This window comes from Rhizobium sp. RU33A (assembly GCF_900156055.1).
Lineage (GTDB): Bacteria > Pseudomonadota > Alphaproteobacteria > Rhizobiales > Rhizobiaceae > Allorhizobium.
The window spans coordinates 671,636-689,140 of the sequence record NZ_FTMQ01000003.1 but is presented as its reverse complement, the minus strand read 5'-3'; the positions used below and the strand labels follow the sequence as shown (position 1 = coordinate 689,140).

Annotated in this window: 16 protein-coding genes and 1 pseudogene; 7 read left to right on the top strand and 10 right to left on the bottom strand. The window is 61.2% G+C overall.

Features of this window, described 5'->3' with window-relative positions; all coding sequences use genetic code 11:
• From BW978_RS14300 to BW978_RS14280, 5 genes are all read right to left on the bottom strand, one after another.
• A complete protein-coding gene (locus BW978_RS14300) occupies nt 1-1,245 on the bottom strand; it encodes a cysteine desulfurase (protein ID WP_076396115.1) in 1,245 nt (414 codons plus the stop codon).
• Entirely contained in the window at nt 1,238-2,515 is a 1,278-nt protein-coding gene (sufD, locus tag BW978_RS14295; protein ID WP_076396113.1) for a Fe-S cluster assembly protein SufD, read from the bottom strand. Before sufD ends, BW978_RS14300 begins: the two co-directional genes overlap by 8 nt.
• 30 nt (nt 2,516-2,545) lie before the next feature.
• On the bottom strand, nt 2,546-3,301 hold the full coding sequence (gene sufC / locus BW978_RS14290) for a Fe-S cluster assembly ATPase SufC (RefSeq protein WP_054150226.1): 756 nt from the start codon (nt 3,299-3,301) through the stop codon (nt 2,546-2,548).
• A 68-nt stretch (nt 3,302-3,369) separates the two neighbouring features.
• Entirely contained in the window at nt 3,370-4,839 is a 1,470-nt protein-coding gene (gene sufB, locus BW978_RS14285; RefSeq protein ID WP_076396111.1) for a Fe-S cluster assembly protein SufB, read from the bottom strand.
• Between the two features lie 141 nt (nt 4,840-4,980).
• Complete coding sequence (locus tag BW978_RS14280; protein ID WP_076396109.1) at nt 4,981-6,147, bottom strand: cysteine desulfurase family protein; 1,167 nt, start codon at nt 6,145-6,147, stop codon at nt 4,981-4,983.
• Nucleotides 6,148-6,352: 205 nt separating this feature from the next.
• On the opposite strand from BW978_RS14280, the gene BW978_RS14275 reads away from it, so the two are divergent.
• The 4 genes and pseudogenes from BW978_RS14275 (at nt 6,353) to BW978_RS14260 (ending at nt 8,561) form a co-directional block, all read left to right on the top strand.
• Nucleotides 6,353-7,030, top strand: coding sequence for an alpha/beta hydrolase (locus BW978_RS14275; protein WP_076396107.1), 678 nt, complete (start codon nt 6,353-6,355; stop codon nt 7,028-7,030).
• A gap of 1 nt (nt 7,031) precedes the next feature.
• A pseudogene (locus BW978_RS23940) lies at nt 7,032-7,457 on the top strand (putative toxin-antitoxin system toxin component, PIN family).
• Nucleotides 7,454-7,663 carry a hypothetical protein gene (locus BW978_RS14265; RefSeq protein ID WP_076396105.1) on the top strand — a complete coding sequence of 70 codons (210 nt, stop codon included), beginning with the start codon at nt 7,454-7,456 and terminating at the stop codon, nt 7,661-7,663. Before BW978_RS23940 ends, BW978_RS14265 begins: the two are co-directional and overlap by 4 nt.
• A 31-nt stretch (nt 7,664-7,694) precedes the next feature.
• Complete coding sequence (locus tag BW978_RS14260) at nt 7,695-8,561, top strand: patatin-like phospholipase family protein (protein ID WP_076396103.1); 867 nt, start codon at nt 7,695-7,697, stop codon at nt 8,559-8,561.
• Nucleotides 8,562-8,564: 3 nt separating this feature from the next.
• On the opposite strand, the gene BW978_RS14255 is transcribed toward BW978_RS14260, so the two are convergent.
• The gene (locus BW978_RS14255) at nt 8,565-9,701 is read right to left on the bottom strand and encodes an anhydro-N-acetylmuramic acid kinase (protein WP_076396101.1); all 1,137 of its coding nucleotides are present in this window, start codon (nt 9,699-9,701) and stop codon (nt 8,565-8,567) included.
• 138 nt (nt 9,702-9,839) lie between these two features.
• On the opposite strand from BW978_RS14255, the gene tyrS reads away from it, so the two are divergent.
• The 3 genes from tyrS (at nt 9,840) to trmFO (ending at nt 13,050) form a co-directional block, all read left to right on the top strand.
• Nucleotides 9,840-11,096, top strand: coding sequence for a tyrosine--tRNA ligase (tyrS, locus tag BW978_RS14250; protein ID WP_076396099.1), 1,257 nt, complete (start codon nt 9,840-9,842; stop codon nt 11,094-11,096).
• Between the two features lie 258 nt (nt 11,097-11,354).
• Nucleotides 11,355-11,498: a DUF1127 domain-containing protein gene (locus BW978_RS14245; RefSeq protein WP_006728564.1), complete on the top strand. Its 144-nt coding sequence runs from the start codon at nt 11,355-11,357 to the stop codon at nt 11,496-11,498.
• A 142-nt stretch (nt 11,499-11,640) separates the two neighbouring features.
• On the top strand, nt 11,641-13,050 hold the full coding sequence (trmFO, locus tag BW978_RS14240; RefSeq protein ID WP_076396098.1) for a methylenetetrahydrofolate--tRNA-(uracil(54)-C(5))-methyltransferase (FADH(2)-oxidizing) TrmFO: 1,410 nt from the start codon (nt 11,641-11,643) through the stop codon (nt 13,048-13,050).
• 15 nt (nt 13,051-13,065) lie between these two features.
• Here trmFO and BW978_RS14235 read toward each other — a convergent pair whose 3' ends face one another.
• The 4 genes from BW978_RS14235 to secDF all read right to left on the bottom strand — a co-directional run bounded on the left by BW978_RS14235 (nt 13,066) and on the right by secDF (nt 17,444).
• Nucleotides 13,066-13,515, bottom strand: a complete 450-nt coding sequence (locus tag BW978_RS14235) for a hypothetical protein (protein WP_076396096.1) — start codon at nt 13,513-13,515, stop codon at nt 13,066-13,068.
• Between the two features lie 95 nt (nt 13,516-13,610).
• Nucleotides 13,611-14,465: a phytoene/squalene synthase family protein gene (locus BW978_RS14230; RefSeq protein WP_175616886.1), complete on the bottom strand. Its 855-nt coding sequence runs from the start codon at nt 14,463-14,465 to the stop codon at nt 13,611-13,613.
• A 23-nt stretch (nt 14,466-14,488) separates the two neighbouring features.
• Nucleotides 14,489-14,887, bottom strand: coding sequence for an Mth938-like domain-containing protein (locus BW978_RS14225; RefSeq protein WP_076396092.1), 399 nt, complete (start codon nt 14,885-14,887; stop codon nt 14,489-14,491).
• 4 nt (nt 14,888-14,891) lie between these two features.
• Entirely contained in the window at nt 14,892-17,444 is a 2,553-nt protein-coding gene (secDF, locus tag BW978_RS14220; RefSeq protein WP_076396090.1) for a protein translocase subunit SecDF, read from the bottom strand.
• Nucleotides 17,445-17,505 lie beyond the last annotated feature (61 nt).

Sequence of the window (17,505 nt, the reverse complement as noted above, 5' to 3'; positions counted from 1 at the left end):
TCAGGCGAAGAAGCTGCGGGCGTAATCCAGCGCGTCCGCCAGCGCATCGACTTCTTCCCTTGTGTTATAGAGACCGAACGACGCCCGGCAAGTGGAAGTCACGCCGAAACGGGCGAGCAGCGGCTGGGCGCAATGGGTTCCGGCGCGAACGGCAACGCCGCGACGGTCGATCATGGTGGAGACATCATGGGCATGAATACCGGCGAGTTCAAAGGAGAAGATCGCCCCCTTGCCCGGTGCATTGCCGATGATGCGCAGCGAATTGATCGCCGAGAGACGCTCATGTGCATAGGCGCGCAGGCTTTCCTCATGGGCTGCAATCGCTGAGCGCCCAAGGCTTTCCATGTAATCGAGCGCATAGCCGAGACCAATCGCCTGAACGATCGGCGGCGTGCCGGCCTCGAAACGATGCGGCGGCTCGTTATAGGTGACGCGGTCTTCGGCGACTTCGATGATCATCTCACCGCCGCCCATGAAGGGGTCCATATCCTTCAAGCGGTCCATCTTGCCCCAGAGCACGCCGATGCCCGAGGGACCGTAGAGCTTGTGGCCTGTCACCGCATACCAGTCGCAGCCGAGATCCTGGACATCGAGGGGCATGTGGACAGCACCTTGGCTGCCATCGACCATGACGGCGATGCCACGCTCATGGGCGATGCGGCAGACCTCCTTGATCGGCACGACCGTGCCGAGAGCATTCGACATATGGGTGATGGCGATCAGCTTGGTACGCTCGGTCAAGCAGCCGACGAAGGCTTCCATGTCGAAGGCGCCGTCATCGGTCACCGGGGCCCAGACAAGCTTGGCGCCCTTGCGTTCCCGCAGGAAATGCCAGGGCACGATATTAGAGTGATGCTCCATGATCGAGAGCACGATCTCGTCGCCCTCGCCGATATGCTTCATGCCCCAGCCATAGGCGACCGTGTTGATCGCTTCCGTCGAGGACTTGGTGAAGATCACCTCGTCGATCGAAGGGGCATTGAGAAAACGGCGCACCTTTTCGCGCGCCGCTTCATAGGCGTCCGTCGCGGCGTTGGACAGGAAATGCAGGCCACGATGCACGTTCGCATATTCATGTGAATAGGCGTGGCTGACCGCATCGATGACGCTTTGCGGCTTCTGCGAGGAGGCCGCGTTGTCGAGATACACCAGCGGCTTGCCATAGACCTCGCGCGACAGGATCGGGAAATCCCGGCGCACGGCCTCAACGTCGTATCCTGTCCGTGCCGCGATCGTGTCAGCCATGATGCTCCAGCCAGTCGGTGATGATCTCTTCCAGGGCCTCGACGAGCGGCTCGTTTTCGAGCTCCTCGACGATTTCGGCGACGAAGCCGTTGATCAGCAGCGCACGCGCCTTCTTTTCCGGAATGCCGCGCGACATCAGGTAGTAGAGATGGCTCTTCTCGATGTCGGCAACCGTCGCGCCATGGGCGCACTGTACGTCGTCGGCGAAGATTTCGAGTTCAGGTTTGACCGAAAACTCGCAATCATCAGACATCAGCAGCGTGTTGCAGGCCATGCGGGCATCGGTCTTCTGGGCGTCCGGGGCAACCCGGATCATGCCCTGGAAAACGCCGCGGGCGCGATCGAAGACAACGTTGCGGATGATTTCCGTCGAGGTGGTATTCGGCACGTCGTGGCCGAGCGTCATGGTGACGTCGGTATGGGTGTCACCGCCAAGCAGATTGACCGCGCGCATCATGAAGTCGGAGCCTTCGCCAGCCGTCTTCACATGCACTTCCTGGCGCACCAGCTTGCCGCCGGCATTGATGATGAACAGCCGGAACTTGGCGTCGGTGCCGAGCTCTGCGCGGATCTGGGCAAGATGCGTATCGGCATCGCCTTCGCCCTGCAGGATGATCCAGGTGATCTCGGCGCCCTCACCCAGCTTCAGATCGGCGATAACTGAGGCGAGTGCCGCCGAACCGCTCTGGCCGACATGGCGCTCGATGACGGTCGCCTTGGACCCCTTGCCGAAGGTGGCAGGGAAACGCAGATGCAGCTGGCCGGCGGCATGCACCGACTGCAGTTCGATCGGGGCTTCTATTTCAGCGTCCTCGGCCACGTCGAGCGTGAAGCCGTCGCGCACGAAGGCGCCGTTCAGGCGCCCGATCGTGTCGTCGGCGTTGAAGGCCGTCAGGCCTTCGGCTGCATCACCATTCGTCAGCGCATCGCGATAGAGCGAAACCGCAAGACCTTCCGGCAGCGATGCCGGCACCTCAGCCACGCCCTGGAGGACGTTGAGCACGGTTGCGCCCGAAACCAGTGAACTGATCGCCTTGGCGACCGCCTGTGGCTCTTCAGCCGGCAGCGCGCGCAGCAGCGCCTTGAGGTCCGTATAGTGGAAGGTCTCGACGCGGCGGGTTGGCAGGCCCTGACGCTTCAGGGCGTCGAACAGGCCATCGCGCTTCAAAAGCACGGCGCCATCGCCGGGCAGACTGCCGATCTGGTTGGTATAGGCGTCGATGAGCTGGGTCTCGGCTACGGTGAGCCGGTTGGCCGCTTGCAATGTCATCGTTGCAACTCCTTTAAAACTTGAAACCGCTTAGGCTGCCTGACCGGTGATGTCGGCATAACCGTTGGCTTCGAGTTCAAGCGCCAGGCTCTTGTCGCCCGACTTGATGATCTGGCCCTTGTAGAGGACGTGCACGCTATCCGGCACGATGTAGTCGAGCAGGCGCTGGTAGTGGGTGATCACGACGGTTGCACGATCCGGGCGCTTCAGCGCGTTGACGCCATCAGCGACGATCTTCAGCGCATCGATGTCGAGGCCAGAATCGGTTTCGTCTAGAATGCAGAGCTTCGGCTCGAGCAGCGCCATCTGCAGGATCTCGGCGCGCTTCTTCTCACCGCCGGAGAATCCGACATTGAGCGGACGCTTCAGCATGTCTGGATTGATCTTCAACTCGCCAGCAGCTTCCTTGACGCGGCGGATGAATTCCGGCGTTGTCAGCTCGTCTTCGCCACGCGCCTTGCGCTGCGAATTCATCGCGACCTTGAGGAACTGCATGGTGGCAACACCCGGGATTTCGACCGGATACTGGAAGGCCAGGAAGATGCCCTTGGCAGCGCGCTCGGCCGGGTCGAGTTCGAGAATGCTCTCTCCGTTATACAGGATGTCGCCTTCGGTGACTTCATAGTCTTCACGACCCGACAGGATGTAGGACAGCGTCGACTTGCCGGAACCGTTCGGGCCCATGATGGCAGCCACTTCGCCGGCCTTCACGGTGAGGTTCAGGCCCTTGATGATTTCAGTGCCGTCTTCGGCAATGCGGGCATGGAGATTGCGAATTTCAAGCATGGACAAATCCTTTCGGACGAATGGGTAACGCGCGAAGCGCAGAGAAATGAGTGAGCGGGTGGTCGACCTTAGCCGACAGAACCCTCAAGCGAGATGTTGATCAGCTTCTGCGCTTCAACCGCGAATTCCATCGGCAGCTGCTGGATAACGTCGCGGACGAAGCCGTTGACGATCAGGGCGATCGCTTCTTCTTCCGGGATGCCACGCTGCATGGCGTAGAACTTCTGGTCCTCGGAGATCTTCGAGGTGGTCGCCTCGTGTTCTACCTTGGCTGTCGAGTTCTTCACCTCAATGTAGGGCACGGTATGCGCGCCGCAGGTGTCACCGATCAGGAGCGAATCGCAATTGGTGAAGTTGCGGGCGTTTTCCGCCTTGCGGTGCATCGAGACCTGGCCGCGATAGGTGTTCTGCGACACACCGGCCGAGATGCCCTTGGAGATGATCCGGCTCTTGGTGTTCTTGCCGAGATGGATCATCTTGGTGCCACTGTCGACCTGCTGATGGCCGTTGGAGACGGCGATCGAGTAGAACTCGCCCTGGCTGTCATCGCCGCGCAGAATGCAGGACGGGTATTTCCAGGTGATGGCCGAGCCGGTTTCGACCTGGGTCCAGGAGATCTTGGAGCGGTCGCCCCGGCAGTCGCCACGCTTGGTGACGAAGTTGTAGATACCACCCTTGCCGTCCTTGTCGCCCGGATACCAGTTCTGGACGGTCGAATACTTGATCTCGGCGTCATCCATGGCAACGAGTTCGACGACGGCTGCGTGCAGCTGGTTTTCGTCGCGCTGGGGCGCCGTGCAGCCTTCGAGATAGGAGACGTAGGCGCCTTCTTCCGCGATGATCAGCGTGCGCTCGAACTGGCCGGTGTTCTTCTCGTTGATGCGGAAATAGGTTGACAGCTCCATCGGGCAGCGAACGCCCTTCGGAATGTAGACGAAGGAGCCGTCGGTGAAGACGGCGCAGTTCAGCGTCGCATAATAATTGTCCGTGACCGGAACGACCGAGCCGAGATATTTCTTCACCAGATCCGGATATTCGCGGATGGCCTCCGAGATCGACATGAAGATCACGCCGGCCTTCATCAATTCGGCCTTGAAGGTCGTGACGACCGACACCGAATCGAAAACGGCATCGACGGCGATCTTCGAGGTCTGGACGCCGGCCAGCATTTCCTGCTCGCGCAGGGGAATACCGAGCTTCTCATAGACCTTCAAAAGTTCCGGATCGACGTCGTCGATCGTGGTCGGGCCGGCTGTGCTCTTCGGCGCGGCGTAGTAATAGATGTCGTTGAAGTCGATCTTCGGATAATCGACGCGCGCCCAGGTAGGCTCGACCATCGTCAGCCAGCGCCTGTAGGCGTCGAGGCGCCATTCAAGCATCCATTCCGGTTCGTTCTTTTTTGCCGAAATGAAACGGACGATGTCTTCCGAGAGGCCCTTCGGGGCCTTGTCTACTTCGATGGTGGTTTCAAAACCATACTTGTACTGATCCACATCGATCTGGCGGACCTGATCGATCGTTTCCTGCACAGCAGCCATGGTCGTTCTCCAATCTTGCCGGGCCAAATTCCGGCAGCTTGTTAACGTTGGGCGGTGACCCGCCTTACTTAAGGTTCCCGAGCCATCTTTTCACCCCTCTTGGCAAGGGAAAAACGATGGTCGACGCGGATTTTTGCCGCCTCAGGCGGCTTTTCCCGCCAGTTTTCGTCGCGCCGCGATCTTGGCAAAGATCAAGATGAAGCGGTCTATATCAGCCTCCGTCGTGGAGGGACCGATCGACAGGCGCAAGGCTCCGGTCGCGGCATCCTCACCCATGGCGGTCAGCACATGGCTCGCGCCCACCTTGCCCGACGAGCACGCGGCGCCGGCCGACAGTGCAATGCCTTCGAGATCGAAGGCGATCTGTCCGGTTTCCGCCTTCAGCCCCGGCAGATGGAAGAAACTCGTATTGCCAACCCGCTCGCAGCCGTCGCCGTAGATGACGGTATCCGGAGCGGCCGAACTCATTCCGGCTTCAGCGCGGTCACGCAACGCAGCAATCGTTGCATTGCGCTCCAACAGATCCGCCACCATCACCCGCGCAGCTGCACCGAATGCGGCGATCGCAGCCAGATTTTCCGTGCCGGCCCGATGGCCCTTTTCCTGGCCACCACCACGCACAAGCGGTTCCGGCATCAGTGTTTCACCCCGGGATACCAGTGCGCCGACACCCTTGGGGCCGCCGAGTTTGTGAGCCGAGAGGATCAGGAAGTCCGCACCCAAATTGGTGATCGACAGCTGCATGCGACCTGCCGCCTGCACGGCATCCACGACCAGCAGCCCGCCAAACTTCTTTACGACGGCTGAGATGTCCCGGATCGGTTGAATGATGCCCGTCTCGTTATTGACCAGCATGATGGCGACCAGGGGCAGCCCTTCGGCCGGATCGTGCGCGGCCAGCGTTGCCGAGAGAGCGTCGAGATCGATCACACCATGTCGGGTGACCGCGATCTCGCTCACCCGATCGGCCGGGAAACGCCCGCCGGCGCGAATGGCCGGATGTTCGATCGCCGAGACATAGAGCCGACCGACCGCCACCCGGGACTTGCCCATCCGGTATACGGGCGAAAGCACGTGGTTTGCGGCTTCCGTGGCGCTGGCGGTAAAGGTCACATGCGCCGGCTCGGCACCAACGAGAGTCGCCACCTCGCGGCGCGCCTTTTCTATGACAGCACGCGCCGCGCGCCCTTCGGCATGCACGGAAGACGGGTTGCCGGGCATGGCAAGCGTATCGAGCATGGCGTCGCGCGCCGCGCCCAGAAGGGGTGCGGTGGCGTTCCAGTCGAGATAGATGCGCTCAACAGCCATCCTGGCTTCGGACTCCCATGCGTTCGGCGGCGCATTTTCCTTGAAATTTCCGCCGGGCTTGCCTTATGACACCTTCACCCCGGATGCGATGCCATCCAGTTTCGAACGGTTCTAAACTTCGTTTTAGAAAAGCTGACTGGCGTCGTCAAGTCAGCTTTCTAATTTGGTGTTGACGAACCGCAAAAATGTCAGGGACCGGAACCTAATGCCCGAAGTGATTTTCAACGGCCCAGCGGGTCGTCTCGAAGGCCGTTATCAACCCTCCAAGGAAAAGAGCGCACCGATCGCGATCATCCTTCATCCGCATCCGCAATTCGGCGGGACGATGAATAACCAGATCGTCTACCAGCTTTTCTACATGTTCCAGAAGCGCGGCTTCACGACGCTCCGCTTCAACTTCCGCGGCATCGGCCGCAGCCAGGGCGAATTCGACCATGGCGCCGGCGAGTTGTCGGATGCGGCTTCCGCGCTCGACTGGGTGCAAAGCCTGCATCCGGATTCGAAGAGCTGCTGGGTTGCCGGCTATTCCTTCGGCTCCTGGATCGGCATGCAGCTCCTGATGCGTCGCCCCGAGATCGAAGGCTTCATGTCGATCGCGCCGCAGCCGAACATCTACGACTTCTCCTTCCTCGCTCCCTGTCCGTCATCAGGCCTGATCATCAATGGCGACGGTGACAAGGTGGCACCGGAAAAGGATGTGCTTGGCCTCGTCGACAAGCTGAAAACGCAGAAGGGTATCCTGATCACCCACAAGACTGTGCCGGGTGCGAACCACTTCTTCAACGGCCAGGTGGAAACGCTGATGGGCGAATGCGAAGACTATCTCGACCGCCGCCTCGACGGCGAACTGGTCCCGGAACCGGCCGCCAAGCGGATCCGGTAAGATGATCCGGATCGTGGCCGATACAAATGTGCTGGTCAGCGCGTGTATCGGCCAGGGTCCCGCTTCGAAGGTTATCGAGGCGTGTCTAATTGGCCGGTTGATGCCGATGCTCAGCTTGGCGCTCTACCTTGAATACGAAGACGTCATGAACCGCGCAGCACCCTTTCAGCGTGCGCGTTTCGACCTCCACCAGCGCAATGATCTGCTGGATGCATTTTTCTCACGCTGTACACTTGTCGACATTCACTACCGTTGACGTCCGAATCTCCGCGACGAGGGCGACAATCACCTGGTCGAACTGGCGATTGCGGCGAATGCGCGCTATCTTGTGACCAGCAACACCAGGGATTTTTCTGGTGGCGATTTGAGATTTGATCGTGTCGAGGTCATCGAGCCGGCACGACTGTTCAGGGAGCTCTCGCTGTGAAATCAATCACTATCACGCTGCCCGAGCCGCTGGATGCGCAAATCGAAAGTGTTGCCCAGGAGAATGGCCTGACACTCAACGATTTCTTCGTCGAGGTGACCAAAGACATCATCGAACAGAATGAGGTGCGCAAGCGTTTCACGCAGCGCGCAGAAATCGGCAAAGACAAAGTCGATGCGGTTCTAGCGATGCTTCGACGAGAATAGCTTGCGCAATGTTTTCAACTCGTGATTTTCAATGACCTCACCCCTCAAATTCGACGCCGTCGGCCTGGCAGGGGGCGGTAACCGCTGCTACTGGCAGAGCGGATTTCTCAAGTCCTATAGCGAGCATCAGACGCTCAATCCGCGCTTCTATGTCGCCGTTTCGGCCAGCGCCTATCACGGCGCGATGCATCTTGCCGGCGTCGGTGACCGGGTGCGGGCTTCCGCCTTCGCCTTTGCCGAAAAGGGCCATCGCGGCGTTGACTGGGGCGCGCTCCGGCGGCGGGAATCGCCGCTCGTGGTCGGCGCACTCTTCCGGCAACTGCTCGCAGACGCGTTCGGGGAAGAAGAACTCGCCACGCTCAAGGCGGCGCCGCCAATGTTGATCCAGCTCTCCGGCCTGCCGGACTGGATGCCCGGTGCGCTCGGTGCACTGGGCTCGATCGGCGCCTACCAGATCGAAAAGCTTCTGACCGACGGCACCCATTCCAAGGCGGGTCTGCGGATGAAATTGCGCCCCACCTGGATCTCGACGCACAATCTCGATTATCCCGGCGAACTCGTCGATGCTCTGATGGCCACCTCGTCCGTCCCACCCTTCATGCCCGTCGGTCGTGTCAGGGGGCGCGCCTATCTTGATGGCGGGCTCGTCGACAATCCGCCGCTGATGAAGCTCACGGAAGTCGAAGCTAAGGGCTGGAAGACACTGCTTCTGACCACCCGTTTTGGCCGAATGCCGCCCTCCGCCCCCAATCGCGTGGTGGTTGGTCCGAGCGAGGATCTACCGGTCAGCAAGTTTTCCGTCGGCGACGCGGCCGGGATCCGGCACGCCTATGAAGTGGGCTTGCGGGATGGGCTGGCATTTGCCCGGAAGGGCTTAGCTGCGGAACCGGCCAAGTGAACGTCAGGTCTTAGTATCTCGGCGCGCAGCCACCAGCACGCCACCGCTCACCGGCTGCCAGACACCCGTCGTACCCGGAAAAGTCAGCGGAAGACCTCGCGCCGCGCGCACCGCAAGATAGGCCCAGGCCTCCGCCTCCATGGCATCACCATCAAAGCCCGCCTGCTCGGCGCTCACCACCCTTGCTCCCTGTTCGCCGGCGAGGCGCACCAGATCCGCCATGATCGTTCGGTTCAGGCGACCGCCACCACAGATGACATAGGTCTTCGGCGGGGTCGGCAGATGGCCTACGGATCTGAGGATCGCAGCCGCCGAGACAAAAGCGAGCGTGCGGGCGCCATCCGAGAGCTCGGCCTCGTGGCCTTCAGGCGGACGAAAATCGTTGCGGTCTAGCGAGCGGCGCGTCTTCGCTGTGAAAAATGGATTATCCAGATAGCGCTCGGCGAGCGCCATGATGACCGAACCTTCAGAGGCGATGCGGCCGCCGTCGTCATAGGGAATGCCGGCATGGGCCTCGACCCATTGATCGATCAGCGTGTTGCCCGGTCCGCTGTCGAAGCCGATGATCGTGCCGTCACGATCGAGGAAGGTCAGGTTGGAAATGCCGCCGATATTGACGAAGCAGACCGGCCATTGATCCCCCGGCATCCGCAGCGCCAGCGCCTGGTGATAGACCGGCACCAGCGGTGCACCCTGCCCGCCATGCAGCATGTCATTGGCGCGCATGTCGTAGACAACGTCGATGCCGCTTTCAGTGGCCAGGAGCTGACCGTCGCCGATCTGCACCGTCAGCGCTTCATCGGGCCGATGCAGGACGGTCTGACCATGAAAGCCGATGAGGTCCACATCCCCAGGCTTCAGCTTCTGTTGCTGCAAGAGAAGGCCGATCGCTTCCGCATGCCGTAACGTCAGATCTCTCTCCAAGCGGGAGAGATCACCAGGCCGTTCGTTGCGTTGCTTGATCGCCTTGGCATCATCCAGTGCCTGCTTCAGCCGCTCGCGGAAGGCTGGCTCATAGGGCACGGAGAGGAAGCTGCCACGCTCGACCACCGCGTCGCCATCGGTACGTAGCAGAGCCACATCGATGCCGTCCATCGAGGTGCCGCTCATCAACCCGATCGCCGTCCTGATTTCCGCCATTTGCCACCCGATTCGACTGCCGTTCACGCCGGACATTCATGACCGAGACGGGTGCACAATTCAAAAAACAATGCTAAAGCCCGCGCGGATTTCCAAGATTACCACCGAAAGACCAGAGAAACCGAAAGCGCAAGCGTCATGACGAAGTTCAAGTCCGATTTCCTCCGCATCCTGTCAGAGCGCGGCTTCATTCATCAGATGTCCGATGAAACCGGGCTCGACGACCTGCTCGCCAAGGAAAGCGTGACGGCCTATATCGGCTATGACCCGACCGCATCGAGCCTGCATGTCGGCCACCTGATGCAGATCATGATGCTACGCTGGTTCCAACAAACCGGCCACCAGCCGATCTCGCTGATGGGCGGCGGCACGGGCATGGTCGGCGACCCCTCCTTCAAGGAGGAAGCCCGCAAACTCATGACCATCGAGACGATCGAGGAGAACATCGCCTCGATCAAGCGTTGCTTCTCGCATTACCTCGACTACGACAAGGGTCCGAAGGGCGGCGCCCTGATGATCAACAATGCCGAGTGGCTGCGTCCGCTGAACTATCTCGAATTCCTGCGGGATGTCGGCCGGCATTTCTCTGTCAACCGCATGCTCTCCTTCGACAGCGTCAAGACGCGCCTTGATCGCGAACAGTCGCTGTCCTTCCTGGAATTCAACTACATGATCCTCCAGGCCTACGACTTTGTCGAACTCAACCAGCGCTACGGCTGCCGGCTGCAGATGGGCGGCTCGGATCAGTGGGGCAACATCATCAACGGCATCGATCTCGGCCACCGCATGGGCACGCCGCAGCTCTATGCGCTGACGGCACCGCTGCTCACCACCTCCTCCGGTGCCAAGATGGGCAAGTCGGCTTCGGGGGCCGTCTGGCTCAACGCCGACCTCTTGCCGGTCTATGACTTCTGGCAGTACTGGCGCAACACCGAGGATGCCGATGTGGTGCGCTTCCTCAAGCTGTTCACCATCCTGCCGATGGACGAGATCGCGCGTCTCGCAGCGCTGGGTGGTTCGGAGATCAACGAGGCGAAGAAGATCCTCGCCACCGAGGTAACGGCCCTGCTGCACGGACTCGACGCCGCCGAACAGGCTGCCGAAACGGCGCGCAAGACCTTCGAGGAAGGTGCGCTCGCCGATACGCTGCCGACCGTCGAAGTCGCCTCGGCGGAACTCGAAGCCGGGATCGGCCTGCTCGGACTGATCGTCAAGGCGGGCCTCGCCGCCTCGAACGGCGAAGCCCGCCGTCATGTCCAGGGCGGCGCGGTGAAGATCAACGATGCCGGCGTCTCCGACGAGCGCATGTCTGTAGGCACTGCAGAGGTCACGGCGGATGGTGTGATCAAGCTTTCGCTCGGCAAGAAGAAGCACATTCTGATCAAGCCGGTCTGATCAACGACCAAGCCCCCGGAACGCTTTTGAAAAGCCCGCAATCGCGGGCTTTTCTACATCGGTAAACGGGCGTTAACGCATGGCGCATTTTTCGCCATGCAACCCGGCCTGCCACATATCACGGCAACCTCATGCACAAATGCATAGCAGTCGCACATTATTTGCACTGCACAATATTGTTTTACGGGCGTATAAGAACGTCAGTCGCCGATGCGGGAAAGACCGCAGGATCAGCGAACATTCGACGAGGAAACGACCATGAACCCGATCCGCATTGCAAAGAACTGGATCAGCTACCGCCGCACGATGAACGAACTGGGCAACCTGTCTTCGCAGACCCTGAACGACATCGGCATCACCCGCTACGAAATCCGCAACATCGCTTCGCGCTCCTTCCGTTAATCGGACCTGCGCAAAGCAGCCTGTCAAACGGCACCGCCTGGTGCCGTTTTTGATTCCGACGTCGCGAATGTGAACGCCCGGCGCGCTGCATGGCTCCAGACATGATGGACCTCTCGCCGCGAGCCGTGATATGGAGCCGCCCATGACAAACAGCTCCTTCTCCCCCATTCATATCATCGGCGGCGGTCTTGCAGGCTCTGAAGCCGCCTGGCAGGTGGCCCAGGCCGGCGTTCCGGTCATCCTGCACGAGATGCGCGGCGTGCGTGGAACCGATGCGCACAAGACCGACGGCCTTGCCGAGCTGGTCTGCTCCAACTCCTTCCGCTCTGATGACGCGACGTCGAACGCCGTCGGCGTCATCCATGCCGAGATGCGGCTTGCCGGCTCTTTGATCATGGCCTGCGCTGACAGGCATCAGGTGCCGGCCGGTGGCGCGCTTGCCGTCGACCGTGATGGCTTTTCAGAAGCCGTGACCGCCGCCCTGCATCAGCATCCGCTGATCACAGTGGTCCGTGAGGAAGTCACAGGTCTCCCGCCGGAGGATTGGGATCTCGCCATCATAGCGACGGGTCCCCTCACCTCGCCCTCACTGGCCGAGGCTATCCGCGAGCGGACTGGCAAGGATGCGCTTGCCTTCTTCGATGCGATTGCGCCGATCGTGCATACCGACTCGATTAATATGGATATCTGCTGGTACCAGTCGCGCTACGACAAGGTCGGCCCCGGCGGCACGGGCAAAGACTATATCAACTGCCCGCTCGACGAGACCCAGTACAATGCCTTCATCGACGCCCTGATCGAGGGCGATGCCGTCGGCTTCAAGGAGTGGGAAGGCACGCCCTATTTCGACGGCTGCCTGCCGATCGAGGTGATGGCCGAGCGCGGCCGCGAGACGCTGCGCCACGGACCGATGAAGCCGATGGGCCTCACCAATGCCCATAACCCGACCGTCAAGGCTTACGCCGTCGTGCAACTGCGCCAGGACAATGCGCTCGGCACGCTCTACAACATGGTCGGCTTCCAGACGAAGCTGAAATACGGCGCCCAGGCCGAGATCTTCCGGATGATCCCGGGGCTGGAAAATGCCGAGTTCGCCCGCCTCGGCGGCTTGCACCGCAATACCTATATCCATTCACCGACGCTGCTCGATCAGAGCCTGCAGTTGAAGGCCCGTCCCGGCCTTCGTTTTGCCGGCCAGATCACAGGCTGCGAAGGTTACGTCGAAAGCGCCTCGATCGGCCTGCTCGCCGGTCGCTTCGCCGCGGCCCAGCGCAAGGGCGAGACGATCAGCGTGCCCCCGGCAACAACGGCCCTCGGCGCACTGCTCAACCACATCACCGGCGGCCATATCGTCTCCGACGAAGAGCCGGGCAAGCGCTCGTTCCAGCCGATGAACATCAATTTCGGGCTATTCCCGGAGCTTGAGCCCGGCTCGATCGTCAAGCCGGAGGGCGTCAAGCGCTTCCGTGGCAAGGACAAGACGATCATGAAGCGACAGTTGATCGCGGCCCGCGCGCTCGAACACTGCAAAACCTGGCTGGGTGCTGCCTAACGGCGGCGTCCAGCTTCAGCCGGTCGCGCCCGAGGCAGCGTCCGGCTCCCGGTCAGCATGGCCGACATAGTTGCCGAGTAGCCAGAGGGAAACTTCTGCCGCAATCGCCGGATTGGCAAAGGTGAACTCGCCGTTGTGCAAGGATGCATCGAGAAACTCGACGGCGATCCCCTTGCCGTTCGGCAAGGCGCTGACACGCACGGTGCCGGGCTGGATCAGATGACAGGCGAAATGGTTGCGCATGCTGCGCATAAAGCCTGCCTTGTTGTCATGCAAACGGACGAAGACGGCCTTGCCGTCGATCGTGGCGTGCAGGCTGCGGATTGCCTCCTGCGGAAAGGCGCGGCCGAATTCGAGGATGGCGAGGCCAGCATCCTGAAACCCCTCATCCTCCTGGCGCACCATACGCGAGGAAAGATAGGCCAGCGCCAGGATGAGCGCAAAGACGATACCCCAGGTCACCATGATTTGCTCTCGCTTCCATCCACACACACTATCGCAATGGCTGCTAACAGGCGAGCCTTGCGTGAACGTGGTGTATCCTTGACGTGTCCGCTGCTTCAGAGCCGACCGGTCAGCAACATGCGCATCATTGCCATCTGCCGTCGCCATTGCGGCGGGCGAATATCGGTCGAGAGAGACGCGTGGCCAATCTTCATCGCCCGCTTGAGCACCGGCTCTGCCAGCGTCGCAGGTAGGAAGGCGGCGAGCAGGCTCTTCGGTATCGCACCGGCCGCACGCGCCTTGCGCAAGTGATCGAGACCGAAACCGGCGAAGGCCTGAATGCCGGCGGTCATCCGCTCGTCGTTGCCTCCGGCCAGAAATGCGTCCCGGTCCAGTCCGACGCAGGCAAGGATCTGTGTCGGCAGGTAAACCTGCCCTCGGGCCCGGTGGATCGGCATCAGCAAGATCGCACCGGCAACCGCAAGCGCCACACCCGCATGCCCTGCGATCTCGGATACAGCTTCGGCAGCCTCTGCATCGAGAACCAGAGATGAAAGCTGGATCAGCGCCGCCGCCGTCTCGCCGGCATAGCCTTCGAACATCGCAGGCGTTTCCATCGGATCGTCGTAGAGGTCGAAGATGCGCGCGTCGGCCATGGCGACGAGTGGCGCTACGGGCAGTCGCCAGGTCTGTACGGCGCGTAGCAGTTCTGCGGCGACAGGGTTGGCCGCCGTCTCGCCGTGGGCGGAGCCTTCAAGCAAGTCGCGCCAGTATTGCAGGCGCACCTCGCCGGGGAGAGGTTCGCGCACCACGTCACGAACGCGGGCAAGCTCGGCGTTGTATGCGTAGAGGGCGACGATGGCGGCCCGCCGATCGGCCGGCGTCAGCAGGCTCGCGAGATAGCGGTCTCGGTCCGACTCCTGCAGTGCCCGCAGGCAAAGTGCCTCATTCGCCGACGGGGTCTCGCTCACAATGCACCTTTCGAGGGACGGGTTCAGACTGCGATCAACGCGGCCGCGACCGGACGCTGCTCGGCCAGCATGATGTTATACGTGCGGATTGCAGCACCGGTTCCCATGGGATCGGTCGCGATGCCCCTCGCCTTCAATGCGACCCGCAAATCGGGGTCGACAAGGCGCAACTGCCGGCCGGTGCCCAAGAGCAGGAATTCGATGCCGGTTTCGCCAAACACGCGTGCGAGCGAGGCTTGCGTGATCGGCTCCTCCTCGGTCTGCTCCCAGCCATAGACGCCTGAGGGAAGCAGGAGAAGCGAGCCGCGATGCGACATGTCGGCGAAGCGGAAGCCGCCATTGCCGTAACTGTCTATACCGGGCCGCCCCGGGAAGTGGGCGTCACGGATGGTGACGCCCTTGTCGCCGAAGCCGAAAACCATCGAATCAGGCTCCGGCCTTGGCCGGCATTTTCTCGCCTTCGCTTTCGTCCTGCTGGAACGATTCAGGACGCAGCTTGAAGGCGATCAAAATCGGGCCTGCGATGTAGATCGACGAGAAGGTGCCAATCAGAACACCTGCAAGCATGGCAAAGGTGAAGGAGGCAATGACTTCACCGCCGAACAGGTAGAGCGCACCCAGCGCGAGGATCGTACTACCGGCCGTCAGCACCGTGCGCGACAGCGTCTGGTTGATCGATTCATCGATCAGCACCTCAAGCGGCATCTTCTTATAGCGCCTGAGGTTTTCTCGCATGCGGTCATAAACGACGACCGTATCGTTCAGCGAGTAACCGATGATCGTCAGGATCGCGGCGATACTCGTCAGGTTGAACTCGATACCGGTCAGGACGAACAGGCCGAGCGTGAAGACCACGTCATGCAAGGTTGCAATGATCGCGCCCAGCGCGAACTGCCACTCGAAGCGGAACCAGATGTAGATCAGGATCCCGAACAAGGCTGCCACAACGCCGATCGTGGCGGAATAGGTCAGGTCGCTTGATACCGACGGTCCGACCACTTCGACACGGCGAAAATCGTATTCGGCTTCCAGTTCGCCGCGCACCTTGGTCAGAGCCGACTGTTCGGCATTCTCGCCGCCATCCTGCGCCTGAAGGCGAATCAGCGCGCTGGCATCGTCGCCAAAGCCCTGCGCCTGCACCTCGCCGAGGTTCAGCTGGCTCAGACGGTCTCGGATATCGGAGAGATCCGCGGTGCCGTCACGCGCCTGCACCTCGATGATGGAGCCGCCCTTGAAGTCGATCCCGAGGTTCATGCCAACAGTTGCAAAGCCGACCAGCGAGGCTACCGAGATGAGCATTGCCAGTCCAAAATTGAACTTGCGGGCCGCCATGAAGCGAATGTTGCGGCTGTCGAAGAAACCGGTGCGTACGCTTTTCGGAATCTGCTTCGGGCGCTTCCAACGGTACCAGAAAGCCATCAACCAGAAGGTCAGGGTGAAGGCGGTAAAGACGGTCGTCACGATACCGATCGACAGTGTGACGGCGAAGCCGCGCACAGGGCCGGACCCGAGGAAGAATAGAACGACGGCCGCAATCAACGTCGTGAGGTTGGCGTCGACAATGGTCGCAAAGGCCTTCTTGAAACCGACGTCGATCGCCTGCACCAAGGGTCGACCGTTTCGAGCTTCCTCTCGAATGCGCTCATAGATCAGTACGTTCGAGTCGACGGCCATACCCATGGTGAGCACGATACCCGCGATGCCCGGCAGGGTGAGCGTCGACCCGATCATCGATAGCCCCGCGAGGATCAGCGCAATGTTGGCCGCGAGCGCGATATTCGCCATCACGCCGAAGGTGCCGTAGAAGGCGAGCATAAAGAGAACGACCGCGATGCCGCCGATGATGCTGGCGGTCACGCCGGCATTGATCGAGTCCTGGCCGAGGCCGGGGCCAACGGTGCGTTCCTCGACGACCGTCAGGGTCGCCGGCAGAGCACCGGCGCGCAGGAGGACAGCAAGGTCGTTCGCGCCTTCGACCGAGAAATTGCCGGAAATCTGGCCGGAACCGCCGAGGATCGGCTCGCGAATCACGGGTGCGGAAATGACCTGTTGGTCGAGGACGATGGCAAAGGGATTGCCGACATTCTCCTGCGTCGCCTGGGCAAAACGCTGGGCGCCGCGGCTGTCGAAACGGAAGCTGACCACCGGCTCATTGCTGCGCTGGTCAAAGGCTGCCTGGGCATCAACAAGGTTTTCACCCGAAATCAGCGCGCGACGCTCGATGAGATAGGGAACAGCCGGGTCGTCAGTCGAATAAAGTATTTCCGACTGTGCAGGCGGACGCGTGTTGATCGCCTCCGTGACCGGCATTGTCGTGTCGACCATGTGGAAGGACAGTTTGGCCGTCTGGTTCAGAAGCGCTTTCAGGCGCTGCGGATCGGTGAGACCCGGGACCTGCACGATGATGCGGTCATCACCCTGGCGCTGAATGAGCGGTTCGGTCGTACCGAGTTCGTCGACACGGCGGCGAACGACTTCCATCGACTGGGTCAGGGCGGACGACACACGGTAGTCAATGCCCGCGTCTGTCAGCGTCAGGCGCAGCACGCCGCCTTCGGCCTGCTCGAGAGCGACTTCCGTCACGCTGCCGCCAGTTAGGCCGCCGACGCTGACGGGGTCGGTCAGCGAGCGCAACGCCTCGATGGCTTCCGGCACCTTGTCCGCGTCAGTAATGCGAACCTGGATCTGCTGCCCTACGCCGGAAAGGCCCGTGTAGCGGATGCCGGCTTCGCGAAGCTGGGTCCGGACGTCGCCGACGACCGTCTCAAGGCGTTCCTTGACGATGTCCTGGCGCTCGAGCCTCAGCATGATGTGCGAGCCGCCCTGCAGGTCGAGGCCGAGCGTCACCTTGCTCGTGGGGAACCAGGAGGGGAATGCTTCCAGTTCCTCGTCCGTGAAGGCGTTGGGCAGGGCGACAAGGACGCCGAGCGCAACGGTCAACCAGATGAACAATGTCTTCCAGCGGGAAATGTAAAGCATGGAACTCTCGAATCAGGGCATCGGAAAATGGCAAAGGCCGGCGCGAGGCCGGCCCAGCGGG